Origin of the sequence: Micromonospora trifolii, assembly GCF_050516465.1 — a bacterium.
Classification (GTDB): Bacteria; Actinomycetota; Actinomycetes; order Mycobacteriales; family Micromonosporaceae; genus Micromonospora; species Micromonospora trifolii.
Map to the genome: position 1 here is coordinate 1,934,051 of NZ_CP191526.1, position 26,076 is coordinate 1,960,126.

The following is a 26,076-nucleotide window of genomic DNA, read 5'->3' on the forward strand; positions in this document are numbered from 1 at the left end:
GCAGATGAGCGCGTGCATGACATCACGCGACCAACGACGTTCCATCGCTGCTGGAGCCCCAAACTGGTCCCGCTGCATCAACTCGTCACCGTCGCCGGCCGGCGGTGGAGTATCGAGGAACCTTCCAAGTCACCAAAACCGGCCTCGGCCTGGACCAGCACCAACACCGTCGGTGGAAAGCCTGGCATGGCTGGACGACTCTGGTCATCGCCGCCCACGCGTTCCTTAGCGCAGCGACAGCAGTCAGCACCACCAGCCCAGACGGACTGATCGCGATCACCGTCAACGAAGTACGCCGACTGTTCCACGCCCTGATCATCGAACCCGCACAACGCGTCGCCGACGTTATCGCCTGGTCCATCTACCGACGTCGCGGCCAAAATCAAGCCAAGATCAGCCACTACGCCCGGCAAGCCCTCACCGAACCATGAGACGGATCTCCTGCTGGAGTATTAGACGCATCGATTACATCGCCCGGGTTCATCCACAATCCCGGATTCAGTGGGGTCATCGGAGCATCTGCGGCGATGAACGAATCGCCCGTCGGTCTGACTTGCCCGTGGTATGACTCTTCCGGGAGCCGGTAGTCCGGACGGGTGAAGAAACGGGTTGGCATGAAGACGGAGAAGCGCCCCGGGCTGGTCCGCGATCTTGGCCAGCCGAAGCAGGCCACCTACGTCGAATTGTTCTTCGATGTGATTTACATTTTTATCCTTTTTCGGCTCTCTCAAACCCTGCTCAACCGGCTGGACTGGACCGGCGCTTACCAGACGCTGATCCTGCTGTTGGCAGTGTGGTGGGTCTGGTCGTACACCAACCTGGTGACCGACACCCTGGACTCACGGCTGATCCATATCCAGTTGTTGGTAATCGCCACCATGTTCGGTGGCCTGCTAATCTCCACGGCTATCCCGGAGGCGTTCGAACGGCGCGGACTACTCTTCGCGATCGCATACGTCGCGATCAACCTGGGCCGCAGTTCCCTGCTCGCCATCGCTCTGCGCCGGGATGCGCTCGGCTGTCGACCGCTGCGCGCAGTTCCCTGGTTCGTGGTCTCGGCGGTGCCCTGGTTCGCCGGCGCGCTGGTCGATGAGACAGCCCGGGTGGCGCTATGGAGCCTGGCCATCGCAATCGACTACCTGGCCGCGCTCTCCGGATGGCCCACGCCGAAGCGCGGTCGTACGACCCCCTCGGAGTGGAATCTGGCCAGCGAGCATCTCGCCGAGCGCTACCGGCAGTTCATCATCATCGGGCTCGGTGAGACGGTCATCACCACCGGGCGAACATTCCACGCCAGCGAATTTAGCCTCCACCGAGGTATGGCGTTCACGGTGGCTTTCGGTACCAGCGTGCTGCTCTACTTCACCTACTTCTACCGCACCCGGGAAAAGCTCGGCACGGCCTTCTCCCATGCGCGCGAGCCGGGCTTTCGAAACAGGGAATCCGCCTTCGCCCATCTGCTCATGGTGGCCGGCATCGTCGCCATCACCGTCTCCGACGAGATGGCGATCGCGCACGCGACCGCAGCGGCCCCGGCGTCCTGGCTGGTCATCATCCTGAGCGGACCGGCGCTCTTCCTCGCCGGACACGCACTACTCGGGCGGCACGTGTTCACCCGCGTGTCCATGCCTCGGCTGATCGGGCTAGGCGTGCTCATCGCCATCGGCCCGCCCCTGGTCGGGCAACCCGTACTGGTGCCCGCTGCGGCAGCCGCCGTCGTGCTCGCAGGGGTCGTCGGGTTCGACCTACTGCGCGGTGGCCGGGAGGTGGGCGATCAATCCTTGCCTCCGCGGCTCTGAACCCCCCCACCCCAGCTCAGCCCCAAGCCTTCACTCAGCTAACGATCTTGTGCGCAATTGAGTGGGGCATGTGAGCTGCTCTGATGCGGGTTGGCTACTAGCTAATCATGCGGTCAGATACCAGGTCAGCGACGGCGTTAATGGTCTCGGATGGGAGTTCTCGGCGACCGGTGAAGCGTTGGAGTTGATGTCACCACTTCAGTTCGGCGGTCGCGTGTCCACCGGCGCCGGAGCGAAAGGACACCGCTACGACGACTGGGCGCTCATCACCCTGCCGCGGGCCGCCTACCGGTACCAAGGTCACCACTGGCTGCTGATCCGCCGCAATCGCACCACCGGTGAACAGGCGTTCTATCGCTGCTGGAGCCCCCGAACTGGTTCCGCTGCACCAACTCGTCACCGTCGCCGGCCGGCGGTGGAGTATCGAGGAATCCTTCCGCCAAGTCACCAAAACCGGCCTCGGCCTGGACCAGCACCAACACCGCCGGTGGAAAGCCTGGCATCGCTGGACGACCCTGGTCATCGCCGCCCACGCGTTCCTCGCCGCAGCAGCCACAGTCAGCACCACCTGCCCAAGACGCGTCGCCGACGTTATACGCCTGGTCCATCTACCGACGTCGGCACCAAAACCAAGCCAAGACCAGCCACTACGCCCGCGAGCCCTCACCGAGCCATGAAAAGGGATCTCCTGCTGAAGTACTAGGTCACCAAGCGACCGCAGCCAGCTCCGACGCTGTGGGTTGCAAGTGCTGCTGAGCGGGGCGGCGCTTCTCGGGCAGATGGCGTCATCGCCTGGATGCTCTGCCGGTGTACCGTCTAGTCATGCGAAGTAGCAGGGCTTAGCCGCTGGCTCGGTTCTCTACGAGAGTGGACGAAGGCATGGTGAAGAAGCCGGACACCATCGGTGCCAGGATCCGGTACTGGCGGATGCGCCGTGGCGGCATGACCCAGTCCGTCCTCGCCGGATTCGCTGGCGTCACCCAGTCGTACGTGTCTCAGGTCGAGTCTGGCCGCAAGACCATCGACCGCCGCTCCACTCTGGTTGCGCTGGCTGCCGCACTTCAGGTCACGGTGGCCGACCTGCTCGGTCAGGGCACGGAGTCAGGCGATCCGGCCCGCGAAAGCGCCGCCGAGTGCGTACCGGCGATCTGGTCGGCCCTGATCGAGATCGAGGATGGCGAGCGCCGCCCGTCGACCTACGCAGCGGAGCGCCTGACGACAGAGATTGCTCGCGCCGAACAGCTCCGCACCTCGTGCAACTACCCGGCGATGGCCCGCATGCTGCCCAATCTCCTGCTTGAGGCCGCCGCCGTGGGCGGCAGTGTGCTCGTCCAGGTCGCCTACCAAGCCGCCACCTGCCTGCGGAACCTCGGCTACCGTCACCTGGCCCTTAACGCCGCCCGGCTCGCTGGAGCGGTCGCCGAAGACGCCGAAGACCCGGCGTGGATCGCGGCCTCACGCTTCGCCTATGCGCAGAGCCTGCCGATCGAATCCGCATCCGTCGCGGCCCGTGCCGCCGACCGGTCACTGACCGAGCTGCAAGCTGACGCCGCCGACGAGCGGGTGCGGCAGATGCTCGGACAGCTGCATCTCTCGGCCGCGTTGACGTCGACGGTCAGCGGTCGTTTGGACATGGCTCGCGATCACCTTGCCGAAGCAGCGCGCGAGGCGGCAACGCTCGGGGATCCGGTTGACGGGGCCGGCTTCAATGGCTGCGGATTCGGGCCGACCAACGTCGGGCTGTGGGAGATGTCCGTCGCCGCCGAGCAGGGCGATTCCGGCCGGGTGATTGAGCTGTCCAGGACGGTTCGTCCACAGGTGCTCGCAGCCTCGATCCGCCAGCAGTCCTACTGGCTCGATCTCGGTCGCGCCCTTGCGGACGGTGGTCGGAGAGACGCCGAAGCCCTCGCCGCATTCGTACAGGCCGAGCGGGCTGCCCCGATCCCGTTCGCCATCAACCCCCTCGCTCGTGATGCCGTGGTGACCCTGGCCCACCGCGCCCAGCGCCGAGCCATCCCCGACGAGCTTCGCCTGCTCGCCGGCCGCATCGGCGTCAACCTGGCCGCATAACTGCCAGTAATCAACGCATCACGAATCCGCCCTACTGTCCGTTTTGGGACGCAGGCACGTCCCGTGGCCTGGTGCGGCGGTGATCAAATCCCGAGCATCACCGCTGGGCCTCTGGCTGAGGAGGCGGGGATGAGCGGGCAGGACGACAGCGCTCCGGATAACAAGGGTGAGGCGGCCGAGCGGGAGGCCGCCAAGCAGCGTCTCCTGGCGCAGGCCGAGGCGGAGCGCGTACCCGTGGAGGACACGACCCGCGCGGTTCCGGACAGGCGGTGGCGGTGTGACCAACGATGACCTCCCGATCGGTCGCCGCGTCGCCGGCTGGCGGGTGCGGCGGTCGATGACGCAGCAGATGCTCGCGGATCGGCTGCGCAGGTCGAAGAGCTGGGTGGACAAGGTGGAGCGGGGAGTGCGCGCCCTCGACCGGTACTCGGTGATCCAGGAGTTGGCCCACGTCCTGCGGGTCGACCCGGAGGTGCTGCTCTGCCAGCAGCGGCCAACGGCTGCGGGCACGCCGCACGGGGTGGACGGCATCCGGGCCGCTCTCGCCCGCTACGAGGCCCCGCGCGCCCCGAAGCAGACGGACGAGCTGAGAAGGCAGATCGGGTACGCCTGGTTGAGCTACCAGCACGCGCATTACGGGCAGTTGGTGCGGGTGTTGCCGGGTCTGCTCGACGCCGTCCAGGGCGCGCGGTCGGCGGAGCTGCTGGTGCAGGCGTACCGGATCACCTCGTCGCTGCTGGTGAAGCTCGGCGAGGCTGACCTCGGGTGGTTGGCCGCCGACCGGGCGATGTCCGCCGCCGGCGACGACCCGATCCTGGCGGCAACGGCGGCCATCTCGGTAGCCCAGGCGCTGCGCACGTCGGGCCGCGACCGCCTCGCCCTGGCCGCGACGCTCGCCGCCGCGAATCGCGTCACATCAGGGCCGCAGCGGTCGGCGGGGGAGTGGGCCGTGGGTGGGACGCTGCTGCTCCAAGCCGCCTTGGCCGCCGTCGGCTGCGGCGACATGCGCCGCGCCGACGAACTGATCGACCGGGCCGCGGGCGTCGCCACCAACCTTCGGGGGTACGACGATCCGTACCACACCGGCTTCGGGCCGATCGCCGTCGAGCTGGCGCGGGTGGTGGTGGCGGCCTCGCGGGGTGACGCTGTTGAGGCGGTGCGGCGACATCCGGTGATCGTGCGGCGGGAGGCGTGGCGGCGGTTGCCGGCCGAGTACCGGGGTGCTTATCTGGTGGATGTCGCGCGGGCGTACCTCCAAGTGGGTGACTTGCGCGGCGCTGCGCGCGCGCTCGTCGACGCGGACAGCGTCGCGCCGGCTGAGGTCCGGTGCCGGCCGTTGGCGCGTACCGTGATCGCCGATGTTGCCCGCGCGCAGCCGGCGCCGGCCGGTGTGGCGCGACTGGCCAACCTGGTCGGCCTCAGCCGCTGAAAGACGCACCCGCCGGTCGCGGCTGCCTCACGTCGTCGCCAGCACGCGTCGGCCGTTGGTGAGCCGGGCGCTCTTGGCCTGCTCGTAGCGTTCGATGTCGGCGGAGCGGCTCGCGATCGTGCGCTGCTGGTGCTCGACCATCGCCGCTTGCCAGATCGTCACGAGGTCCGTGCTGTCCTTGCACGCTACGTCGGCCACAGCGGTCCGGCGCTCCACGTCGCTGGGATGGTCGGTGCTCCACCTCGGGTCGTCGTTGGCCTGCCAGGGGTCGGCGTAGGCGAACCCCTTGCCGGCCATGCACGTCGACCAGGCCCGGAAGCCGGCCTGAACGCGCGCGTCCTGCTCTGCCTGTTGGCCGGCCCGCAGGGCCATGTCGTACAGGAGTGTCTCGCCGACCGGTGGCGCGCCCTCGCCCAGGCGCCGGGTCGCTTCGCCGAGGCAGCCGCCCTCAGGGATCCGGCCGCCGGCCGGCTCGGGTCCGTCGGTGCCGAACCGGGTGCCGGTCAGCGCCAGCGCCGTCCTTTCCGGAGGCGGTGGAGGCTTGTCCTCAGCCGCCTCACCGCCGGGTGCGGCGTGGTAGCCGAGGCGCTGCGCCTGGTCGTGCTCCACCAGCCCGTACAACCCGTCGCGCGTGGCGGCCGGGTCGGTGTGGTGCGGTTCCGGCGGCCGGTAGGAGATCCCGAGCCGGCGCATGCAGGCCACGACCAGCTTCCCCTCGGCCCGCTGGAGAAGCAGATCCTCGTCTCCGGACGGAAACAGTCGGTCCAACGGAAGGCTCATGGTCGCCACCGGCGACGGCCCGGCGGGCCGTTGCGCGGGCCCGCTCGGGTCACAGGCGGTCCCGGCAGCGACGGTCAGACAGGCCAGCACCAGGGCCGCGAATTGGCTACGGATCATGGGCATGGAGACCTCGCTCAGGCTGGAGGGGCCCGCGTTGCCCGCTACCTCACGGCCGACGCGAGCCCCTCGATGCGGTCCTAGGGGCGGCAGCGGGTCTGCGGCTGGCCGGCCCAGACAAAGCAGAACGAGCTGAATCGGTCGTCCCAGTGGTTCCCGTTCTGGTCCCGGTCCAGCGTGAGGTTCAAGGCCTCGTCCGACTGGCCGCTGTTGGCCTTCTGCCGCCAGAAGTAGAGGCCCCGGTAGTTCTCGTGCTCGAAGAGGCGGACGGCATTCTGCGTGTCGTAGTTGCGCAGTGAGCTGACGTTGTCATGCAGCGAGCAGTCCGAGGTGCAGGCAGCCACGAACGACCATTGCTTAAAGTCCGCAGTGGTCGAGAGGGTGTCGTAGCGACCGCCGCGCAGGTCGGGGTGCTGCCACATGCACAGTTCGCCGCTCTCGCACACGCCGTTGCGCGACGTCGCCGCCTGGGCCGGGCTGGCCACGGCCAGGAGCCCGCCGGCCGCCAGCGCCAACGCACCGAAGAACGCCAGGATTTGTCGCTTCATGAGTCTCCTTTGCTTGGGGATCCTTCTGCCGGAGCTGAGTGATTGTGCTGGTGGCACCGGTGTGGACGAGGTCAGTCAACCCCGGGGATAGCGGCGCAGCCGAGACATTCGAACCAGTTCGAATCTCGACCCTGTCCGGCGTTTCCCGGGTTGCCGCTGAGGGTCCGCCCGGGTTTGGTGAGGCGCGCCCAGGTGCGCCCGCGCGAGGGTGGTCGGTGGGCGGCGGTTGGCACGTACCTTGATCGCCGACGTTGCCCGCGCGCAGCCGGCGCCGGCCGGCGTGGCGCGACTGGCGATGCTGGTCGGCCTCACCCGCTGACCGGGGCACTCCCTCGAACGACAATCTGACCCCGCCCAGTGGCGGGACGCAGCGGAGGGACCACCCGTCCGAGTGGTCCCTCCGCTGTTGCTGGTGCGTGGCTAAACTTCAGGTTGGCAGTTCACCTGTGCTCTGCTGCGGCGGGCGCAGCCTCGGGAGGGTGTTCCAGCACCCTCTCGAGGGCCCGTCCCATCAGACAGCGCCTACTCGCAGAAGACCCGCACGGTGGCATCGGGTGAATCCACCTCCACGGTGACCTCGTCGAGGTGCTCCACGAGCGCCTCCAACTGCTCGGGCTTGAGCTGCGTCAGGTCGATCGGCACGCCCGAGTCGCTGAGTGAGGCATTGGCCTTGACCAGGGCCTGCGGCGGGATCAGCGCCGCCAGCCGTACGCCGGCCCGCAGCAGTTGCAGTGGCACCCGCACGTTGACCCGCGACGGCTCGCCGTTGTCGGTGGCGTCCACCATCACCCGCAGGTACTTCACCTTGCCCTTCGGCCGGGCGTCGTGACTCACCGTCGCCGGTGCCTGGTCCCGTTCGAGTGCGGCGATCAGCTGCTCCGCCTCCTCTGCGGTGATCTTGCCGGCGACCAGCATGTCGAGGATGTCCTTGCGTTGTTCGGTCATTCGAACCTCTCCTTATCGGATAGCCACGAGCACGGCCGTGCGGCCCTGCTCGATGTCGAAGCGGGCGCCGGGCAGTGCCGAAATGACACGCCAAGCGGCGCCGAGTGCCCGCACCACACCGATGCGGAACACGACGCAGGCCACGATCGCCGCCAACACGACCAGGACCACGACCGGGAAGAGCACGAGCACCACGGGGAGGACCGGAACCCAGAGGCGGATGGGCCGGCGGTCCGGGCGGTTGACCTTGACGGTCACCAACTGCGGCATCACGTCCGGCCGTCCAGCTCGGCCAGCGCCTGCTGTGCGGTGATCTCACCGCGGCGCAGCCGGTCGATGACGTCGGCTCGCGAGGGCGCCGGGTCGGTCTCGACGAAGTCGAGCATCTGCGTGATCCGGTTGAGTCGTGACTTGATCGTCGGGTAGCTCACCCCGAAGATGCGTTCCATCTCCTTGATCGAACCGTGGCAGCGCACGAACGCGGTGACGAAGACCTGATCATCGACGTTGAGCTGAGCCAGTTGCGGTGGCTCGAACTCGCCCTCGATCGCGACGCCGTTGCTCGCCAGGCGCACCCGCTCGACGACGAACGGCTGCCCCCGCGTCAGGCTGGTCAGGTCCTGCCAGTCCATCGCCTGTTCTGTCATGCCTAAAGTTGTATCTTAAGAATCCTCAACTTCCAAGAAGTTGATCTTAATTTTCTTAATGTTGTGCCTGTCGGAAGAGGCCGGGTCGATCTCGCCGCCGGCCGGGAATGCGAAACCGCAGCGGGACCCGAAGAGGTCCCGCCGCGGTCGAAGGGTGTTGCTTGCCGGGCGCCCAGCGGGCGGGAGCGGGCAACCCCGACTCCCGCCCACGGCAAGCGGATCAGCACATCCGGATGTACCAGACCGGCGAGAAGTCGACGGCTTCCCAGGCGACTCCAGAGCTGAAGCCGCGGATCGGATTGCGGTTCTGGTCCATGATGTCGGCCCAGGCACCCCAGGTCTGGTTGTTGTAGATGGAACCCCAGCCGTTCCAGTTGGTGAGCGAGTACCACCGACACTGGTACAGCACGAACATGCGTCCGCCGAAGTAGGTGTCGGTGTAGACGCAGGTGGCGCCGTACGGGCAGGGGCCGACAGCCTGGGACGAGACGCCGCTGATGCCGGCGTTCGGGTTGTCGGCCGCGCTCGCGGTTGCCGGGTTGGTCGGCTGCGCCGCGACGCTGACGACCGGTTGATCGGCCGGGCCCGCGGTGGCGGCCGACGGCACTGCCAGCGTGGCGATGAGGGCCGCGAAGGCCGCGATCAGGAGCATACGTAGCTTCATGCATCCACGATGCCCGATGAGTACGGAAGCAGAGAGTGTTTCGCCTGTGACGGAAAGTACCCCTTCTGTTGAGGCGTCAACGACCTGGAATTTCGGCCGGGGTCGTGATTGTGACTCGGTGGCCCGAGCAGGCCGCCACTAAGATGCCGGGATGGGCAGGTTCCTGGCGCTCTTCAACGGCGCGGCTGACGAGGCCGACAAGACCGAACTCACCGAACAGCAGCAGACCGAGTTCATGAACGCGTGGGCGTCCTGGGCGCAGGCCAACGAGAAGGCCATCGTCGACCCCGGTGCTCCCTTGAACGCCAAGAAACGGGTCACGGCGCGAGGTGTCGAGGACTTCACCGACGCCCTGATCGCCTACACCATCGTGGAGGCGGGCTCGCACGAGGAGGCGGTTCAGATCTTCTCCGGGCACCCTCACCTGGGGCTGTTCGCCGGAAACTCGATCGCCGTCCTGGAGTGTCCGCCGCCGCCCAGCTGACACGCGCGCCGTTCAGGTCGTTGCTGCCCGGCCCAGGAGGAACCGCGCCGTGGCCTCGATGACGTCGTCGAAGTGCCCGCCGGTGCCGGGGTAGTGGAATCCGTGCTCGGCGTCTTCGTACTCCAGGAGCGTGCACTCGTTGCCGGCGTGGACCATCGCGTCCCGGAACTGCCGCACCAAGCCGATCGGCTCGACCTCGTCGCGGGTGCCGTGGTGGATCTGCATCGGTGGACTGCCCGGCCACACGAACTCGATCAGCGAGTACTCGATCAGTCTGCCCTCGGCGATGCCGACCCGATGTGCGAGGCTGCGCTGCGTTTCCGGCTCGAAGGAGCCCAGATTCAGCCCCGCAGGGTTGAGGGCCACCATGGCCGCGACGCCGAACTCCGGTGCCGGGCTGGATGGGATCATCGCGGCCAGCATCGCAAGGTGAGCGCCGGCTGAGCTGCCACCCGAGGCCAGGTACGGCGCGTCGAGCCCGTGCGATGCTGCCAGCCGACCGAACTGCTCGACCGCGCGCCGAACGTCAGCGAGGCAGTCGTCGATGCTGGCAGCGCCACGACCGAGCAGCCGGTACCCGGCCGATACCGCGAGGATTCCCCGCGACGCCAGTGATCGGCAGTGCGGGGCGAGTCCGTCGGGCGATCCCTGGCGGAGGGCGCCGCCATGGAACAGGACGATGCCGGCGCGTGGCGGCGTGCCCTCGGCCGGCTCGAAGACCAGCAGGGGCAACTCGCTGCCGTCGGCGGCCTGGTAGGACGTCGGGTACTCCCGACCGGCCCTCATCATGGCGGCATCCGATCATTGCCGGTGTACGTCTGAAAGCTGATTGGCACCGGGACGTGTCGCCCGGCCGTGAGTGCGGGCGGTATGGCCACAGGGAACGCCGTGCGCCAGCGGGGGCAGCCCTGGCCGGGGACGACTAGGCTGCCGGGCATGACGGGGGTCGATGGCGAGGGGCGTCGGCTCGACGGCGACCGGGACGCGACCCAGGTTCTGCCGAGCCGCCGCTGGGCGCAGGTGGTGAGCGGCTTGGCCGTCGCCGTGGTTGCGGCGATCGTGTTCACCGCCCTCTTTTGGGGCCTGCACGACTGGCTCGTCGATCGGGGCCGGTTGGGCCTGCCGATCCTGCTGGCGGTGCGCGTCGCCTGCTTCGCCGCGTTCGGCTTGGGCTGTTGGCAGGCCTACCAGGGCTTCCGTCGACCCTGACCACTTTGGGCCGCCTTCGGCCTGCCGATCGGGTTCGAGCTGCGCACGTCGGCGGCGAGCACAACCCGCCGCTCAGGTCCGCGGTTTCCTCAGTCCCTGTGCTGCCGCCGGCGGCGCAGCAGGTGCACGAGCACGGCAGTCAGGACCAGGATGATGATCATGGCGGATGTGCCCACGAATGCGTCTGGATGGCGCTCACCGACGGTGCTGGCGAGCACGTACGCCGAGAGTCGGTCGTTTCACTGGGCTCACTCCTAAGTGGCAACCGGACCTGACCCTGTTGGTTGTGCTCGAAGTTGTCGTCGGCCAAACCTGTGGCATGACGGGCGCGTCGAACAGGCTCGTCAGGTGGTCAAGGAGTTGTCGTTCGAGCCTTACGCCGGGCGAGTGCGTCGCGGATGGCGAGAACGACGAGCGAGAGCGGCACGAATACCCAGAGCTGCAGCACTGTGTACCGGCGCAGCTCCCGGTCGATGTCGACGCCAGCCAGTTCGGCATCGAGAGCACCAGGTCGCATCAGCGCCAGCGCGTACGCGGACAGCGGTGCGTAGTTGAGACCTGCGCCGGTCAGCCACAGGCCAAATGCTCGGCTGCCGAGGTCGTTCGAGGACGACAGCAGCCAGATGCCCCACGCCACCATGAGAACCACGCCGACGAGGAACTCGGCCAGGATGATCCGCCGTCGGCGGGTCGTTCCTCGGCTGCCGTGCATGTCGATGGCCGCCAAGCGACGAACGTTCATCAGAACGATGGTGCCACCGGGGGACAACCCCGGGGTGGCGGCGGCACCGGCGGGGACGACCCGATGATCCACTCGCGTTCACGGAAGTCGGGGTTTCCCGGCTCCAAGGACACCCCGACTTCACGAAACCCGATTCGATCTTCGCCACCGCCGGGAAGACGGAACCGGGGGCGCCGCTGTGGTTGCCCGATGCGAAAGACTTGTTGCGGAAGCGGGCCACAAGGACGTATAACCGAAAGGAGTCTTTCGCTAAGGGGTGCCCATGGAGCAGAACGAGCCAGAACGCCGGGTGCGCGTCCAGGACGCCACCAAGCTGCGGGCCCTCGCGCACCCGTTGCGCCTGCGGCTGCTGCGCTACCTGCTGGCCGCCGGCCCGAGAACCGCCGCGCAGTGCGCCGAGGCCCTGGACGACACCGGATCGAACTGCAGCTACCACCTGCGTCAACTGGCCCGGCACGGCCTCATCGAGCGGGTCCACGCCGAGGGGACCAACCGGCGTGACCGACCGTGGCGCGCCGCCGCCACCGGGCTCGAATTCCTCCCGGATCCCGATGATGCCGAGGGGCAGCAGATCAACGACGCGCTGACCGCCCTGGAGCTCGACGAGGTGTTCCAATCGTTGCAGCGCTACCAGCATCAGCAGCACAAACTGACCGACGAGTGGCGGGAGAGCGCCACCCTCCACAGCTACACCCTCTCGCTCACTCCGGAGGAGCTGCGGCACCTCGCCCTGACCCTGGACGCCGTCATCCGGCCGTACCTGCGCCCGTTGCGCACCGCGCCCCCGAGCGACGCCCGGCCCGTCACCCTCAACCTCCAGGCGTACCCCACGCCGGAGTTCATCTGAGATGCTGACGCTGCTGCGACACCGCGGATTCGTCCTAATCTGGGTTGGCGGGCTCTTCTCCAGCGTCGCGAGCTGGCTGCTGCTCACCGGGCTGCCGATCTACGTGTTCGGGGTGACCGGCTCGGCGCTCACCACCTCCGCCGTCTTCCTCGTCGAGCTGCTGTGCGGCATCACGCTGGGATCGTTCGCCGGTGCGCTCGCCGATCGTCTCGACCGGTTCCGGCTCATGAGCTGCGTCGCCGCGCTCCAGGCCGCGGTGGTGATCCCCCTGCTCGGTCAACCCGACCACCACCTGTGGATCATCTCGCTGGTCGCCGGGGCCCAGGCGGTGCTGACGCAGACGTTCGACTCCGCCCGCAACGCCGCGCTGCCACGCCTCGTCGAGCCCGCGCACCTGGTGCGCGCCAACAGTGTGGTGGCGCTCAACACCAGCGTGGGACGGCTCATCGGAGGTTCGCTGGGCGGGTTCGCGATCACTCGCGACGGCACCCGCTACCTCGCTGTCGGCGCCGCCGTGGCCTTCGCGATCACGGCAGCCCTGATCGCCGCCGGCCGCCGCGCCGCCCACCACGCAACCGCGCAGCCGACGACCCCGGACCGTGAGCCGTCGTTCTTCACCGCCTGGCGACACGGCCTCACGGCGATGCTGCGCAACCGCGCCGTGCGGATGACGATCGTGAGTGTGGCGTTGGGCGGCATCGCGCAGGGCCTGTTCGTGGTGCTCTTCGTGGTCTTCGTCAGCCGCGCGCTGCATGCCGACGGCACCCTCACCGGTGTGCTGCGCGGCGTTCAGGCGATCGGCGGGGTGGCGGGTGGGCTCATTGTCGGCATGCTGGGCGCTCGGCTCAGCCCTCGGCTGCTGATGAGCCTCGGGGCGACCACCTTCGCCCTGATCAGCCTGGTCATCTGGAACGGGCCGGCGGTCACTCGTCAACCCGAGTGGTACATCGGCTTGTTCATCCTGGTCGGTGCGCCGGGCATCGCGTACGCCAGCGGAGCTTTCGCGCAGATCCAACAGAGCGTGCCCGACACCGAGCTGGGCCGGGCCTTCGGCGTCTACTACGCGATCTTCAACGCCTCGCAGGGGCTGGGCATGGCGGCTGCCGGCCTGCTCGGCGACGTGCTCAGCGTCGTGCTCGTGCTCAACGTGCAGGCCCTGTTGTACCTGGCTTCCGGTGCGGTCGCCTACCTGGGCCTGCGCTCAGTCCAGCAGCGGCGTCACGCCGTACGGCAGCGCGCCACCGTCGACGTCGGGTAGGCCATGCTCGTCCCACCGGCGGCAGGCGTGGTTCGCGGCCCCAATACTGCTGCCGCCGGCGGGTCACCAACGGCCGCCGCTGCGCCTACGCGGCCAGGATGGCCTTGAGCGCCGCGTCGAGTGCCTGGTCTGCCGGGACGGGTACGTCGGGGACCACTCCGACGCCTTCCCAGTTGGTGCCGGTGACGCTGTTGATGGTCCGGGCGGTCGGCACGGTCACGAGGATGTGTTCGGTGACCGGGTGGCGGGCCGTCGGGTGCGCGCCGCCACGCGTCGTCTCACCGACGACGACGGCTCGGCCGTGCGCCTGAAGGGTGTACGCCACGTCCTCGCCCCCGGAGAACGTCATCGCGCTGGTGAGCACGTAGACCGGGCGGTCCGCGTAGCGCGGCGCGGGCAGGTGCGCGGTCGTCCAGAACTGGCGGGTGGCGCCGGTGGACCGCTCGTAGAAGTCGTTGAGGTGCACCTGGTCGTCGCCGAAGAAGTAGCTGCACCACATCGCGGCTCCCTCCGGTGTTCCGCCGGAGCAGGCGCGTAGGTCCAGGACGAGCGCGGAGCTGAGGGCGACCAGTTGCATGGCCGCGCCGATCGCGGCGGCGCCTTCGTCGGCGTACGCGATGCGCCGCACGTCGATGAGCCCGACGTTGCCGTCCAGGTGCTCGACCCGGCGGATGCCCTGGTTTTCCGCCCTGAGCAGCGCGAGGAACGCGGCCCGCCCCCCGTCCTCGTCGGCTGGATCCAGCGACTGCGGCTGGTCCGACCACAGCAGCCGCAGATGCTTGTCCGGGCACACCGCCTGAAGGTGAGCGGTCACCATCTGGCAGAGCGCCGGCCCGTCCAGGTCGTCGTATTCGCCTGCCGCGAGACGGCGCCGGATCGCGGCGTTGATGTCAGCGACCTTCTCAGGAAAGACGTACCCGGCCTCGATCCGGTCCAGGGCCTGTCCGATCAGCTGTTCGTTTGAGAGCACGGCGGGCAACGGTAGACCGCACACAACCTCATGACCACCGAGTTTCCCGCCGGGAATCAGGAGCGCGGCAGTATGCCCACGAGCGACGTGATGATGGCGAGCCGCAGGGCTGTCCGTAGGTCGACATGGTGGACCGCGAGCGCCGGCTCGGACTCGTAGACGGCGAGCAGGCTCGGCGGCGGCGAGGTGTAGGCGGACAGCGCGCCACCCAGGATCAAGGCGTTCAGGCAGAACAGCTCGGCGTTGTCACCGACCTCGGGCAGGTGCCGCCGGACGAGGCCGGCCATCACCGCGAGGTTGCCCAGTGCGGCCCGCTTGTGCCGGCGGACCACCTCGACCGAGACGTTGTGCTCGAGCACCCCGCCCTGCGCGCCGAAGAGATCGCAGAGCACCGTCTGGGCGGCGAGCGACCGGCTGAGCACGTCGGCCGTCTGCTCCGCCCGTTCCATCGCCGGCCGGCCCAGGTCGACACCGTGGGCCAGTTCCTGGTCCAGCTCGGCCAGCCAGGTCGTCGTCCGGTCGTCCATCAGGTCGAGCAGCACCGCCTCGCGGGACTCGAAATAGCGCAGCACCGCAGTCTTGGCCAGGCCGACCCGCCGGCTCAGCTCGTTCAGGGTCACCTCGGCCACCGGCATCTCGTCGAGCATCGCCGAGGTGGTCTCCAGGATGGCCCGGCGCCGGACCTCGCGCTGCTCCTCGCTGCGCGCCCGCTGGAACGTCATGTCGCCAACCCTAGCTTAGGTACCGGCGGTCCCTTGACAACGTACCGGCGGTACCTTACCGTTCTGGCATAAGTTACCGGCGGTACCTAAGGAGCCTGAGATGAAATGGACCGAGCAGCAGATTCCGCGCCAGGACGGCCGGGTCGCCGTGGTCACCGGCGCCAACACCGGGCTGGGCTTCGAGACCGCCCGGCGCCTCGCCGAGCGCGGGGCGTCGGTCGTGCTGGCCGTGCGTGACACAGAGAAGGGCAAGCTGGCCGCCGCCCGGATCAACGGCGACGTCTCCGTACGGGAACTGGATCTGACGTCGCTGGAATCGGTACGCGCCGCCGCGGCCGGCCTGCGCGCCACGCACCCGCGGATCGACCTGCTGATCAACAACGCCGGCGTGATGTACACCCCGAGGCAGACCACCCGCGACGGCTTCGAGATGCAGTTCGGCACCAACCACCTGGGCCACTTCGCGCTCACCGGCCTGCTGCTCGACCTGCTGCTGCCCGTGCCCGGCTCCCGGGTGGTCACGGTCAGCAGCACCGGCCACCGCATCCGCGCCGCCATCCACTTCGACGACCTGCAATGGGAACGGTCCTACGGCCGGGTCGCCGCCTACGGCCAGTCGAAGCTCGCCAACCTGATGTTCACCTACGAGTTGCAGCGCCGGCTCGCCGCGCACGGCACGACCGTCGCGGTGGCCGCACACCCCGGCATCTCCAACACCGAACTGGCCCGCAACGCCCCGGCGGTCGTCCGCCGACCGCTCACCTGGCTCGCCCCCGTGATCACCCAGCCCGCGACGGCGGGCGCGCTGCCCACCCTGCGGGCCGCCACCGACCCGTCCGTCCTCGGCGGGCAGTACTACGGCCCCGACGGCGCGGCCGAGGCGCGCGGCTACCCGAGGCTGGTCACGTCCAGCCCCGAGTCCTACGACCTGAGCGTGCAGCAACGCCTCTGGGCCGTCTCGGAAGACCTCACCGGCGTGCGGTTCCCGGTGGGCCAGGTAGCCGCCACTGTGTGATCGTGCCCGAGTCGGGGACGCGCCGGCTTCACCAGACCCGAAAAGACCAGGATGCTCGCTGGATCACTCGAAGAACTTGATGCTGAACCCGGTGTCGGCCGTCGGGCCGGGCACGTTGGCGCGGCGGTAGGTGGTGTTGCCCCACCAGCAGAAGGTGCCGGTGTACCAGTACCGGTTCGCCCAGGAGTACGCGGTGCCCTTGGGCACGCCGTGGTACATCAGTGGGAACCTCGGCCCGGCGGGTGGGCTGGTGGCGATGTCGCCGTTGAGCAGCACGAAGCTGTGGTGGCCGGGGCCGTTGACGTGCAGGGTGGGATCCCAGCCGACCATCATGGTGGCCCGGTTCGAGCCGAACAGGCAGCCGTTCGACTTGTACCAGTCCCACACGTACGTCGGGTCGCCGCCGGCGCGCAGTCGCAGGTCGGCGAGGCAGTACTGGTCGCTCCAACTGCCGTTGGCGGAGTAGACGATGTGCAGCTGCCCGTTGGGGTCCCTGATCGCCTCGGGGGACTCGTTGATGAACGGGTTGCCGACGACGCGCTCCCAGCTCTCGCGTGGTTGGGAGATGACGTACCGGCTGCCGGTCGGGGTGAGCGGGTCGCTCATGCGGCTGAGGTAGATGTTCTGTTCAATGTTGGTGTCGCCGGCCCAGCCGGACCAGACGAACCACCGCTGCCCGTTGAAGGTGAACAAGCTGCCGTCGATGGCCCACTTTCCGTCGGGCAGCGCGAGCTGCCTCTCGGCCGTGTATCCGCTGGCCGGCGACGCCGAGTGGATCGCGTACATGCGGTGTGCGGTGCCGCGCCCGGCCGAGAAGTAGATGTAGTAGCGGCCACCGTCGGTGACGATCTCCGGGGCCCAGACTTCACCGAGGTTGCGGCTGTCCGTCCACACCTGCCGCGCGGGTGCGGCCGCCAGCGCGTCGGGGGAGGCCGCCTGCCGGACGGCGATCCCGCCGTTGAGCGACTGTACGGAGATGTAGGTGCCGCCGACGCGGATCACGCTCGGGTCGGCGGCCCGCAGGCTGGTCTGCCCTGCCGCCGCTGGCCCGGCGCCGACCAGGGACAGGCCGGTGGCGAGCACGACGGTCAACAGGATGGGAAGGATTCGGTTACCGACGTTCACGATCGGGATTCCTCTCCTCGAACTGGGCTGGCCGGAGGTCGGCCCCCGGTCAGGTCGGATCCAGTCGTGCGGCCAGGGCGACAAGAATCGACGCTCATAGATTAGGCCAGGAGTCGACGAGCCACAGCGTTGGTTGCCAGACCTGCCCCTTCCACGCCTGCGGGCCACGATGGGATCCAGCCTCGGGCTGGGGGGGCGTCAGCCACTTATCGCAGCGACGACTCGCGCAGAGCCTCGCGCGTCCATTCCGCGAAGGTCGTGAGGGGGATGCCGAGGGCTCGCGCGTACTCCGGGCGGGCCGGTTGCGTGACCACATTCCTCTGTTCGTGGGAGACGCCGGCCCACTCCGGCATCCCTGCGGCGATCGCCTCCTCCTCGGTCATGTCCGGCGCGGTCAGCTTGGTGCCCAGAGCGTCGGAGAGGGCCTCGGCAATCTCCGTCATCGTCAGGTAGTCGCTCGCCAGCTCCAGCTCGACTCCGTGGAACCGATCGGGTTCGGCGATGGCCGCGGCGGCCGCGTGACCGATGTCGTCGGTCGCGACGAGGGCGAGCGATGTCTGGGGCTTGATGACGGTCGCCAGGCCGTTCGTGACGCCACGGGGGATCAGGTACGCCACGGAGGGCAGGAAGTTGTCCATGAAGAAGCTCGGCTTGATGAGCGTCCAGTGCGGGAAGCCCGCCTCGCGTACACGATCCTGGATTCCGGCCTTGGTGGTGTAGTAGGGCTCCATGGCCGCCCACCGACCTTCGGCCCAGCCGGGCGCCTCGGTGTGCTGGCCGGCCCCGCTCACGGACGTGTGCACGAACTGCGGCACCTCGGCGGCCAGCGCGGCTTCGATCAGGTTGACGGCCTGCGCCAGTTCGCCGTCGAAGTTGATGCTGTTGCCAGTCATCGCGGGCATCTGCACCGAGAAGACGGCCCGTGCTCCGTGCGCGGCCCGGACCAGCGAGTCGCGATCGTCGAGGTCGCCGGTGACCAGTTCGGCCCCGAGGGCCTGGATGGCCCGCGCGCGGTCGGTTGCGGGATCACGAACCAGAGCCCGGACGGGTACGCCGGCCGCGAGCAGGGCGCGAGCGGTGGCGCCGCCCTGCCTTCCCGTGGCGCCGGTGACCAGGACGGGTGCGGATTCGGTGGGCATGAGGGGTCTCCTGTCACGGGGCGAAGCATAAGCGGCGGGGCCCGCCGTTTATGCTTCGCTAAGATACGGCGGACCCCGCCACTTAGCAACCCGTGAGGTGACGCCATGTCCGGCCAGCGAGCGGATGCCCGGCGCAACTACGCGCGCCTGCTGGCCGTGGCCGAACAGGAGATCGCCGCGCACGGCGCCGACGCGTCCCTGGAGCAGATCGCCCGCATCGCCGGAGTCGGCTCGGGCACCGTGCGCCGACACTTCCCCAGCCGCCACGCGCTGCTGGACGCCGTCTTCCGTGGCGTGATCGAGAACCTCGGTGCCCGCGCCCGCGAACTGTCCGACGCCGCCGACGCGCGGGCCGCGCTGCTGGACTGGCTCGCCGCAGTCAACGGGAACGTCGCCACCATCAGGGGCCTGGCCATCGCGCTGACCCGCGACTGCACGGCCAACCCCACCGAGGCGCACGAGCACTGCGCCTCCGCGCAGCTCACCGAGGCGGGCGACCCACTCGTCCGTCGCGCCGTGCAGGGCGGCGCGGTGGCACCAGACGTGACCATCGCCGATCTGCTCGCGCTGATCACCGGCATCGCCCTGGCAACCGAGCACCAACCGGATCCCGCCGCCGCCGCGACCCGACTGCTCGACCTGGCGGTAGCGGGAATCAGCCCACGGGCAGGGTAAGCGCGCCTGCCCCCCGACCCCGACCCCGACCCTGCCCCTGGCTGATCATGGAGTTGTGGTGCCGGCTTGGGGATGCATCGCGGCTTTTGCGGCCCACCACAACTCCATGATCGACCACGGCCAGGGCTGGCCGGCCGGCGGGGCGGGCGGGTGGGTGGTGGGCGTCAGGGCGTGGCGGGCCGGGGTGCGGGGGTGAACGGGGCCAGGAGCAGATCGGTGAGGCGCCGTCTGGCGTCCTCGTCGCCGCTCAACCGCAGCGCACCCGACTCCAGTGCCGCGTCCATGGTGATCTCCTGGCCGCAGACGGCCCGGAGGGTGTCGATGTCGGTGGTGAGGGCCGCGTCGGGGTCGGACGCGGTGCCACGCCGGAGCTGCACCGTCTCGCCGGCGACGTCGGCGAGGTACGTGTCGGAGTCGATGTGGAACGCGTAGCTGCCGGCGAGTGCCGGGCCTCGCGCCGGGTCGAACGCCGCCTTGATGCTGAGCAGCAGGGAGTCGACGCCGAGGGGGCCGTCGGGGAGTCGGGGGGACTGGCTTCCCCAGCGCCCGAACTGAAGGAGGATCGGCTCCAGGGCGCGGCCCCATTCGGTCAGCTCGTAGAGGTGGACCCGCGTCGGCGGGCCCAGGTCGCGCCGGTGCACCACGCCGTGCTCGGTCAACTGGCGCAACCGCTGGCTCAGCACGTTGGGACTCACGCCGGGTAGGCCGCCGAGCAGGTCGTTGAACCGCCGGGGGCCGAGCAGGAGGTCGCGAACCACCAGCAGCGCCCACCGCTCGCCGATGATGTCCAGTCCACGCGCGACACCGCACGGATCTCCGTAACTACGCATGCCGCTCATGGCGTCCACCCTACCTGGATCCTAATTCAGGAGTATCACTTGTTCTTTAGGAGTTGGACCCCTAGCGTGGCTTACATGAGCCTGCCGCAAGGTGACGTGAAGCTGCTGGACACCCCGTTGGCCCGGCGTCTGCTCGCCGCGTCCCTGGTGGCACGCCTCGCCTACACCAGCAGGGACGGCACGCCGCGGCTGATCCCGGTGAACTTCCTGTGGACCGGCGAGGAACTGGTCGTCGGCGCGTTCGCCGGGACGTACAAGATCCGTGACCTGAGCGCCCGGCCGGACGTGGCGGTCTGCATCGACACCGCCGACGGACTTCCGGAGGTGCTCATGCTGCGCGGCAAGGTCACCCTGATCGAGGTCGCGGGCGTCCTGCCGGAGTACGCCACCATCCAGCGCGCGGGGATGGGCAACGAGATGGGCAACGGCTACCTGGCCGCGATAGATCAGCCGGGCCTGCGAATGGTCCGGATCGGCCTACGCCCCACCTGGGTCGGCGTCGTCGATTTCCAGGAGCGCTTCCCGGCTCGCACACCGCAACCCGTCCGAGCCGCGCTCGGCGGCGGCCAGTAACCAGCACCCCGAGGACCCGGATCCCCGGGCTCGCCGCACCATGAGGGAGGACGACGTTGCGCAAGATTGTCGTGTCGATGTGGACCACCTTGGATGGATTCGTCGCCGGCCCCGACGACGAGATGGACTGGCTGCTGGTCGACGACCACCTGCAGAAATACGAGCGGGCCCTGGTGGACAACGCCGGCAGCCTGATGCTGGGCCGGATCACGCACGCCGACTTCGCCGGCCACTGGCCGTCGACCGCCCAGAACCCCGACCAGCCGGACGACGTACGGGGATATGCCCAACGCCTCGACGCGCTGGAGAAGATCGTCGTCTCCGCATCGGGAAACACCGCGACCTGGACGAACACCCGGCGGCTCACCCACCTCGACCCCGACGAGATCACCGAACTCAAGCGTGAGCCTGGCGGCGACATCGTGGTCTACGGCAGTCTCACAGTGATCCGGTCCCTCGCCGATCTCCAGCTCGTCGACGAGCTGCACCTCCTGGTGCATCCCGTGTTCCTTCGCCGAGGTAGGGCGCTGTTCGACGGTGGTCAGCCGCCGACGCGACTGGAGCTGGTGTCCGCCGAACCCTTCGCCTCCGGTGTCGTCCTGCTGAAGTACCACCCCGCCTGACGGGCTCAGGTGGTGCGGTCGGGCACCACGCACCCGTCCGGGGCGCACATGCCCTCGGCCGCACCGACAACCGGCAGCGGCTGCGGCGTCGGGTGGCTCTCGGCCCACGCCTTGTCGATGACCGCGAGCAGGTCGTCGAGGCCGATCGCCCCGGGAACGGCGAAGCGGCCGTCGAAGACGAGGAACGGCGCGCCGCGTGCCCCGAGGCGCTGTGCCTCGCGCTGGTCGGCCGCCACGCGGGCCCGGTAGCGGCGGCTTCGCAGGGCGTCGGCGGCCCCGGCGCGGTCCAGACCCACCTCGGCGGCGAAGTCGAGGACCTCCTCGACGGTCCACAGCTTGCGGGCCTGCCCGAAGTGCACGCGGAACATCGCCGTCCAGATCTCGGCGCCGCGACCCTGATCGGTCGCGTACGCGAGCAGTTCGTGAGCGAAGTCCGTCGGCCCGAGCGTGCGGTCCACAGCGTGGTAGGGCGTCAAACCCTCCGCCTCGGCCGCCTGCTCGATGGGCCGCAGGACCCGCTCGACGGTCGTCGCGGGAGCCCCCGCCATCGTGATCAGCTCCCGTTGGCTGACGCCCGCGCGGGGCAGGTCGGGATGTAGCTGGAACGACCGGTGGATCACCTGGACCTGATCGCCGTACGGGAGTCGGTCCAGGGCCTGGTGGAGCCGGTGGTCCATCAGCCCGCAGTACGGGCAGACGATGTCCGACCAGAACTCGATCTTCATGATGCTCCTCACTGATTCTCACTTCTTGTTCGTAGCGCCATGATGCATCAGAATCGGAGGGCCACAAAAGGTACATTCATGTGCGTAGCGCGGGCTACGCGGAGGGGTGGCGGGGATGAGCGCAGGAGATCTTCGGCGCAGGCGCACCAACGTCCGGGGGAACGTCCGGGACGCTCCGGGGCCCTGCGCGCACTGGAACGACGAGGACGCCGACTTCATCCGGGAGGTCCTGGACCTCGTCGGCGACAAGTGGAGCGTGCTGATCATCGGCACGCTCGCCGACGGCCCCGTCCGCTACTCGGACCTGGGCGACGCGATCCCCGGCATCTCCCAGCGCATGCTCACGCTGACCCTGAAACACCTCCAGCGCACCGGCCTCGTCACCCGGACGTCGTACCCCGAGGTGCCACCCCGCGTCGAATACGCCCTCACCGACCTGGGCAGGTCACTGCTCTCCACCGTCCTGGCCCTGGCGGCCTGGTCCGCCGACCACCACGCCGAGATCCGCCGCCACCAGACGGCGTACGACAGCCGCGCCGCGACCTGACCGACTCATGCTCACAGTTGGGCGACGAGCACCCGGGTGGCCTGGGCGATGACGGCGTCGTCGGGGGTGGCGTCCTTCTTGTCACGACTGGAGAGCACGGCGAGCACGATCGGTGCCCGGTCGGGCGGCCAGAGCACCGCGATGTCGTTGCGGGTGCCGTACCCGCCGGTCCCGGTCTTGTCCCCGACCACCCAGCCGGCCGGCACCCCGGCGCGGACCAGCGCCGCGCCCGTGGTGTTGCCCCGCAGCCAGCCGCGCAGCACGTCACGGTCCGCCGGTTCCAGAGCTTCCCCCAGGGTGTACGCCCGGAGGTCGCGGGCCAGGGCCCGCGCGGTGCTGGTGTCCCGCTTGTCGCCAGGTGTTCCCTCGTTCAGCGCGGTCTCGTAGCGGGCGACGTCGGTGACCGTGTCGCCGAGCGCGCGCAGCTTCGACTCGAACCCCGCCGGCCCGCCGAGGTGGCGCAGCAGCAGATTGCCGGCCGTGTTGTCGCTGTAGCGCACGGCGGCATCGGCGAGGGCTCGCAGGCTCATGCCCTCGCCGACGTGCTTCTCGGTGACGGGGGAGTGCGCCACCAGGTCCCGCGCCGAGTACCGCACCACTCGATTCAACTGGGCGTCGGTGGTGCCGTCGAGCACCTCGGCGGCAGCGAGGGCCTTCCACGTCGAGGCGTACGCGAACCGCTCGTCGGTGCGGTACTCCACAGTGCGGCCGGTGCCCGTGTCGACGGCGTAGATCCCCAGCCGCGCCCCGAACTGCTCCTCCAGCCGCCGGAACTCCTGATCGGCGGCCGGCGACGGGGCGAGCGTCGCCTCCGGGCTCGGCGTCGTCGTCCGCGCCTCGGTGGCGTCGCCGCCGCTGCTGCACCCCGCCAACGACACCACTGTCGACGCCGTGGCCACCACGATCGCCAGCCGTCGGACCGAAACCGCCATCGTCGTTCCTCCTGAGGGTGCCGTCGGTCAGGGCAGGATCTCGACGTACCCGTCACTGCCGTGCACGCGGATCCGTTGCCCGTCGCGAATCAGCCGGGTGGCGTCGAGCACGCTGACGACAGCCGGCAGGCCATACTCCCTCGCGATCACCGCGCCGTGCGTCATCAACCCGCCGACCTCCGTCACCAGGCCGGCGATGCCGACGAACAGGGGCGTCCAGCTCGGGTCCGTGTGGGCCGTGACGAGGATGTCACCCGCTTCGAGGTCGGCCTGAGACATGTCCAGGATGACGCGGGCGCGTCCCTCGACCGTCCCGGCGGACACCGGCACACCGGCCAGGGCGCCGGCCGGCACGTCGTCGCGTCGGTACGCCCCGGTGATGACCTCGCCGTCGGAGGTCAGCACCCGGGGCGGGGTGAGCGCCTGGTACGACCGGAACTCGTCCCGGCGCTGCCGGATCAGCTCGTCGTCCACCCGGTGCGAGCGCGCGACCTCGTGGAACTCCTGGAACGTGAGGTAGAAGACGTCTTCGGTCTCGGTGAGCACGCCGGCCCGCACCAGGCGCTCGGCCTCTGCCAGCAGCGCCTGCTTGTAAATGAAGTAGCGGCTGATGATGTCGTACTTCGGGTACTCCCGATAGCCGATGAACGCCCGCACCCGGTCGATCATCCGCGCCGTCTCGTCGGCCTTCTGCTGCCCGTCCGGCAGCGCCCGCAGGCGTGTCAACACCTCCTGCGCCTGCTGCCGCGCCTGCTGCCCGCCCTGCTCGAAGCGCCGCCGGGCCGCGCCCGGCTCGAAGAGCTTGACGTTGTCGAGGAGCACGGGCACGAGCGTGCCGGGGCGTTCGCTCCACCGCGGCCTGGTGATGTCGATCTCGCCGACGCAGCGCATGCCGTAACGGTCGAGGTACGCCTCGATGGCGGCGCGCGCCTCGGCCCCGCCCGCTACCTTCGGTAGCTCGTCGAGGAAGTCGTCGTGCGCGACGTCCTGGAGGAACGCCACCACCTCCGGATAGGGACGGATGACGTCGGCGACGTCGAGCAGCGCCAGCCCCATCTCCGACGTGACGTTGCCGGGGGCGGACAGGGTGAGGGTGTCCGCGGCGTTCTTCTCGCCCAGCCACTCGTGTAACCGGTCGTTGAGCCACCAGGTGGCCTCCATGCCGGCCATGATCGCCCGCATGTTCAGCGGATCGCCGAGGACCCGCTTGTGCTCCTGGAAGGCCTCCAGCAGGAAGTCGAACAGCGCCGGACCGGTCACCGTCGCGATGTCGCGTCGCAGGGCGGCGATGGACGCGTCGCTGCGCTCGATCAGCTCGGTGACGATGGCCGGGTCGGTCTCGACCGAGGTGGACGCGCCGCCGGTCGTCGGCCTACCGGGACCGCCGTCGTCCGGCAGCGTCGGAATGAAGTCCCGGCGGTCGAGGAGGGTCTCCAGCGCGTCCCGCATCAGCGGATCGTCGCGCCCCGCCATCGTGAGGAAGCCGGCGCGGCTGGCGGGGGAGGCCAGCAGCCGGGTGGCGTCGACGAACAACCTCCCGCCGGCCGTCAGCATCGGGGCCATGGCCGTCAACTGCCACATGGAGAGCCCCAGCGGCCGCATGGCGTCGGTCATCATCTGCTGGTGACCGACCGAGAGGTAGACGTGGTTCTCCTGGTCATCGGCCGCCGGGATGGGGAACAGCGTGGTGATCGGCCGGCTCTGCACGATCTGGAAGTCGTCGTCGGCCAGGCACCACTCGATGTCCTGCGGGCGGCCGAAGTGCGCCTCGATCCGTCGCCCGAGCCGGACGAGCCGCACCACCTGCGCCTGCGTCAGCGCCGGCTGCTCCTGCCGCTGCCTGTCGATTGCCACTTCCCGCGTCCCGCCGCCCGGCAGGGCGGCGACGGCACGCTCTTTCGCGGCGACCGTGCCGGCGACGACCTCGCCATCGCGCACCGTGAAGACGTCCGGGTTCACCAGGCCGGACACCAGGGCTTCGCCGAGGCCGAAGCTGGCGTCCACGGTCGCGACCTTGCGGTTGCCCGTCACCGGGGCCGCCGTGAACAGGATGCCGGAGGCATCCGGAAAAACCATCTGCTGTACGACGACAGCCATCTGGACGGTGCGGTGGTCGATGCCGTTGCGCAGGCGGTAGATGACGGCCCGCTCGGTGAACAGCGATGCCCAGCACCGGCTGACGTGCCGCAGGATCGCCTCCGGCCCCACCACGTTCAGGTAGGTGTCCTGCTGGCCGGCGAAGGACGCGGTGGGCGTGTCCTCCGCCGTCGCGCTGGACCGCACGGCGTAGGCGGTCTGCTCGCCGATCCGGGCGAGCGCGCCGGTGATCGCGGCCGCCAGATCGCCCGGGATCGCGGTCTCCTCGACGCTGCGGCGGATCTCCGCGCTGAGCGTGCGAATCGCCTCCCGGTCGTCCGGGCTCAGGCGCGACAGCTGATCGAGCCGATCGTCGATCGACGGCGCCTGCGCCATGATCCGCCGGAAGGCGGCCGTCGTCACGCAGAACCCGGCCGGCACCCGGATGCCGGCGATCCGGGACAGCGCGCCCAGGTGCGCGGCCTTGCCGCCGACGACCGACACCTGCGTCTCGTCGACCCCTCGAAGATCCAACAGCGGTGCCTGGTCGCCGCGGTCCCCGTCCATCGACAACAC

Annotated in this window: 30 protein-coding genes and 1 pseudogene; 15 read left to right on the plus strand and 16 right to left on the minus strand. The window is 69.3% G+C overall.

What is annotated here, in order from left to right:
• Nucleotides 1–39: 39 nt before the first annotated feature.
• The 6 genes and pseudogenes from ACQRWP_RS08845 to ACQRWP_RS08870 form a co-directional block, all read left to right on the plus strand.
• A pseudogene (locus ACQRWP_RS08845) lies at nt 40–431 on the plus strand (IS701 family transposase); the annotation flags it as partial.
• Between the two features lie 183 nt (nt 432–614).
• The gene (locus tag ACQRWP_RS08850; protein ID WP_430501646.1) at nt 615–1,799 is read left to right on the plus strand and encodes a low temperature requirement protein A; all 1,185 of its coding nucleotides are present in this window, start codon (nt 615–617) and stop codon (nt 1,797–1,799) included.
• A gap of 338 nt (nt 1,800–2,137) precedes the next feature.
• Nucleotides 2,138–2,476, plus strand: a complete 339-nt coding sequence (locus ACQRWP_RS08855) for a transposase (RefSeq protein WP_430501648.1) — start codon at nt 2,138–2,140, stop codon at nt 2,474–2,476.
• A 202-nt stretch (nt 2,477–2,678) separates the two neighbouring features.
• The gene (locus ACQRWP_RS08860; RefSeq protein ID WP_430501649.1) at nt 2,679–3,869 is read left to right on the plus strand and encodes a helix-turn-helix domain-containing protein; all 1,191 of its coding nucleotides are present in this window, start codon (nt 2,679–2,681) and stop codon (nt 3,867–3,869) included.
• Nucleotides 3,870–3,998: 129 nt separating this feature from the next.
• Nucleotides 3,999–4,160 carry a hypothetical protein gene (locus ACQRWP_RS08865; protein ID WP_430501650.1) on the plus strand — a complete coding sequence of 54 codons (162 nt, stop codon included), beginning with the start codon at nt 3,999–4,001 and terminating at the stop codon, nt 4,158–4,160.
• On the plus strand, nt 4,147–5,298 hold the full coding sequence (locus ACQRWP_RS08870) for a helix-turn-helix domain-containing protein (RefSeq protein ID WP_430501651.1): 1,152 nt from the start codon (nt 4,147–4,149) through the stop codon (nt 5,296–5,298). Before ACQRWP_RS08865 ends, ACQRWP_RS08870 begins: the two co-directional genes overlap by 14 nt.
• Nucleotides 5,299–5,325: 27 nt before the next feature.
• Here the strand turns inward: ACQRWP_RS08870 and ACQRWP_RS08875 are convergent, their stop codons facing one another.
• The 6 genes from ACQRWP_RS08875 to ACQRWP_RS08900 all read right to left on the minus strand — a co-directional run bounded on the left by ACQRWP_RS08875 (nt 5,326) and on the right by ACQRWP_RS08900 (nt 8,999).
• Nucleotides 5,326–6,201: a hypothetical protein gene (locus tag ACQRWP_RS08875; protein ID WP_430501652.1), complete on the minus strand. Its 876-nt coding sequence runs from the start codon at nt 6,199–6,201 to the stop codon at nt 5,326–5,328.
• 74 nt (nt 6,202–6,275) lie between these two features.
• Nucleotides 6,276–6,743 (minus strand): peptidase inhibitor family I36 protein, encoded by a 468-nt coding sequence (locus ACQRWP_RS08880; RefSeq protein WP_430501653.1) that lies wholly within the window; start codon nt 6,741–6,743, stop codon nt 6,276–6,278.
• Between the two features lie 522 nt (nt 6,744–7,265).
• Nucleotides 7,266–7,688, minus strand: a complete 423-nt coding sequence (locus ACQRWP_RS08885; RefSeq protein ID WP_357186969.1) for an SHOCT-like domain-containing protein — start codon at nt 7,686–7,688, stop codon at nt 7,266–7,268.
• Between the two features lie 12 nt (nt 7,689–7,700).
• Nucleotides 7,701–7,946 (minus strand): hypothetical protein, encoded by a 246-nt coding sequence (locus ACQRWP_RS08890; RefSeq protein ID WP_430501654.1) that lies wholly within the window; start codon nt 7,944–7,946, stop codon nt 7,701–7,703.
• Nucleotides 7,947–7,957: 11 nt separating this feature from the next.
• Nucleotides 7,958–8,335 carry a DUF2089 domain-containing protein gene (locus tag ACQRWP_RS08895; RefSeq protein ID WP_430501655.1) on the minus strand — a complete coding sequence of 126 codons (378 nt, stop codon included), beginning with the start codon at nt 8,333–8,335 and terminating at the stop codon, nt 7,958–7,960.
• 220 nt (nt 8,336–8,555) lie between these two features.
• Nucleotides 8,556–8,999: a hypothetical protein gene (locus tag ACQRWP_RS08900; protein ID WP_430501657.1), complete on the minus strand. Its 444-nt coding sequence runs from the start codon at nt 8,997–8,999 to the stop codon at nt 8,556–8,558.
• Nucleotides 9,000–9,150: 151 nt separating this feature from the next.
• Here ACQRWP_RS08900 and ACQRWP_RS08905 point away from each other — a divergent pair, with 151 nt between their 5' ends.
• Nucleotides 9,151–9,483: a hypothetical protein gene (locus ACQRWP_RS08905; protein ID WP_430501658.1), complete on the plus strand. Its 333-nt coding sequence runs from the start codon at nt 9,151–9,153 to the stop codon at nt 9,481–9,483.
• Nucleotides 9,484–9,495: 12 nt separating this feature from the next.
• Here the strand turns inward: ACQRWP_RS08905 and ACQRWP_RS08910 are convergent, their stop codons facing one another.
• On the minus strand, nt 9,496–10,272 hold the full coding sequence (locus ACQRWP_RS08910) for an alpha/beta hydrolase (protein ID WP_430501659.1): 777 nt from the start codon (nt 10,270–10,272) through the stop codon (nt 9,496–9,498).
• Between the two features lie 147 nt (nt 10,273–10,419).
• On the opposite strand from ACQRWP_RS08910, the gene ACQRWP_RS08915 reads away from it, so the two are divergent.
• A complete protein-coding gene (locus tag ACQRWP_RS08915) occupies nt 10,420–10,692 on the plus strand; it encodes a hypothetical protein (protein ID WP_430501661.1) in 273 nt (90 codons plus the stop codon).
• Nucleotides 10,693–11,044: 352 nt separating this feature from the next.
• On the opposite strand, the gene ACQRWP_RS08920 is transcribed toward ACQRWP_RS08915, so the two are convergent.
• Nucleotides 11,045–11,434 carry a hypothetical protein gene (locus ACQRWP_RS08920; RefSeq protein ID WP_430501662.1) on the minus strand — a complete coding sequence of 130 codons (390 nt, stop codon included), beginning with the start codon at nt 11,432–11,434 and terminating at the stop codon, nt 11,045–11,047.
• Nucleotides 11,435–11,696: 262 nt separating this feature from the next.
• Here ACQRWP_RS08920 and ACQRWP_RS08925 point away from each other — a divergent pair, with 262 nt between their 5' ends.
• Together ACQRWP_RS08925 and ACQRWP_RS08930 are read left to right on the plus strand one after the other, a co-directional pair.
• Nucleotides 11,697–12,281: a helix-turn-helix domain-containing protein gene (locus ACQRWP_RS08925; protein WP_430501663.1), complete on the plus strand. Its 585-nt coding sequence runs from the start codon at nt 11,697–11,699 to the stop codon at nt 12,279–12,281.
• 1 nt (nt 12,282) lies between these two features.
• Nucleotides 12,283–13,539: an MFS transporter gene (locus tag ACQRWP_RS08930; protein ID WP_430501664.1), complete on the plus strand. Its 1,257-nt coding sequence runs from the start codon at nt 12,283–12,285 to the stop codon at nt 13,537–13,539.
• A gap of 85 nt (nt 13,540–13,624) precedes the next feature.
• Here the strand turns inward: ACQRWP_RS08930 and ACQRWP_RS08935 are convergent, their stop codons facing one another.
• Both ACQRWP_RS08935 and ACQRWP_RS08940 read right to left on the minus strand, forming a co-directional pair.
• Entirely contained in the window at nt 13,625–14,509 is an 885-nt protein-coding gene (locus ACQRWP_RS08935) for a S41 family peptidase (protein ID WP_430501665.1), read from the minus strand.
• Between the two features lie 56 nt (nt 14,510–14,565).
• A complete protein-coding gene (locus tag ACQRWP_RS08940) occupies nt 14,566–15,231 on the minus strand; it encodes a TetR family transcriptional regulator (protein WP_430501666.1) in 666 nt (221 codons plus the stop codon).
• A gap of 100 nt (nt 15,232–15,331) precedes the next feature.
• Between ACQRWP_RS08940 and ACQRWP_RS08945 the strand changes: the two genes are divergently transcribed.
• On the plus strand, nt 15,332–16,246 hold the full coding sequence (locus tag ACQRWP_RS08945; RefSeq protein WP_430501667.1) for an SDR family NAD(P)-dependent oxidoreductase: 915 nt from the start codon (nt 15,332–15,334) through the stop codon (nt 16,244–16,246).
• Between the two features lie 63 nt (nt 16,247–16,309).
• On the opposite strand, the gene ACQRWP_RS08950 is transcribed toward ACQRWP_RS08945, so the two are convergent.
• Complete coding sequence (locus ACQRWP_RS08950; RefSeq protein ID WP_430501669.1) at nt 16,310–17,371, minus strand: glycoside hydrolase family 43 protein; 1,062 nt, start codon at nt 17,369–17,371, stop codon at nt 16,310–16,312.
• Between the two features lie 206 nt (nt 17,372–17,577).
• Nucleotides 17,578–18,510, minus strand: coding sequence for an NmrA/HSCARG family protein (locus ACQRWP_RS08955; protein WP_430501670.1), 933 nt, complete (start codon nt 18,508–18,510; stop codon nt 17,578–17,580).
• 105 nt (nt 18,511–18,615) lie between these two features.
• On the opposite strand from ACQRWP_RS08955, the gene ACQRWP_RS08960 reads away from it, so the two are divergent.
• A complete protein-coding gene (locus ACQRWP_RS08960) occupies nt 18,616–19,185 on the plus strand; it encodes a TetR/AcrR family transcriptional regulator (protein ID WP_430501671.1) in 570 nt (189 codons plus the stop codon).
• Between the two features lie 164 nt (nt 19,186–19,349).
• On the opposite strand, the gene ACQRWP_RS08965 is transcribed toward ACQRWP_RS08960, so the two are convergent.
• The gene (locus tag ACQRWP_RS08965) at nt 19,350–20,024 is read right to left on the minus strand and encodes a winged helix-turn-helix transcriptional regulator (protein WP_430501673.1); all 675 of its coding nucleotides are present in this window, start codon (nt 20,022–20,024) and stop codon (nt 19,350–19,352) included.
• Between the two features lie 75 nt (nt 20,025–20,099).
• Between ACQRWP_RS08965 and ACQRWP_RS08970 the strand changes: the two genes are divergently transcribed.
• Together ACQRWP_RS08970 and ACQRWP_RS08975 are read left to right on the plus strand one after the other, a co-directional pair.
• A complete protein-coding gene (locus tag ACQRWP_RS08970; RefSeq protein WP_430501674.1) occupies nt 20,100–20,597 on the plus strand; it encodes a pyridoxamine 5'-phosphate oxidase family protein in 498 nt (165 codons plus the stop codon).
• 56 nt (nt 20,598–20,653) lie between these two features.
• Nucleotides 20,654–21,220: a dihydrofolate reductase family protein gene (locus ACQRWP_RS08975; protein ID WP_430501675.1), complete on the plus strand. Its 567-nt coding sequence runs from the start codon at nt 20,654–20,656 to the stop codon at nt 21,218–21,220.
• A 5-nt stretch (nt 21,221–21,225) separates the two neighbouring features.
• Here the strand turns inward: ACQRWP_RS08975 and ACQRWP_RS08980 are convergent, their stop codons facing one another.
• On the minus strand, nt 21,226–21,945 hold the full coding sequence (locus ACQRWP_RS08980; protein ID WP_410818433.1) for a DsbA family oxidoreductase: 720 nt from the start codon (nt 21,943–21,945) through the stop codon (nt 21,226–21,228).
• A 115-nt stretch (nt 21,946–22,060) separates the two neighbouring features.
• Here ACQRWP_RS08980 and ACQRWP_RS08985 point away from each other — a divergent pair, with 115 nt between their 5' ends.
• Entirely contained in the window at nt 22,061–22,492 is a 432-nt protein-coding gene (locus ACQRWP_RS08985) for a winged helix-turn-helix transcriptional regulator (protein ID WP_430501676.1), read from the plus strand.
• A gap of 11 nt (nt 22,493–22,503) precedes the next feature.
• Here the strand turns inward: ACQRWP_RS08985 and bla are convergent, their stop codons facing one another.
• Together bla and rph are read right to left on the minus strand one after the other, a co-directional pair.
• Nucleotides 22,504–23,424, minus strand: a complete 921-nt coding sequence (bla, locus tag ACQRWP_RS08990) for a class A beta-lactamase (RefSeq protein ID WP_430501677.1) — start codon at nt 23,422–23,424, stop codon at nt 22,504–22,506.
• Nucleotides 23,425–23,451: 27 nt separating this feature from the next.
• Entirely contained in the window at nt 23,452–26,067 is a 2,616-nt protein-coding gene (rph, locus tag ACQRWP_RS08995; protein ID WP_430501678.1) for a rifamycin-inactivating phosphotransferase, read from the minus strand.
• Nucleotides 26,068–26,076 lie beyond the last annotated feature (9 nt).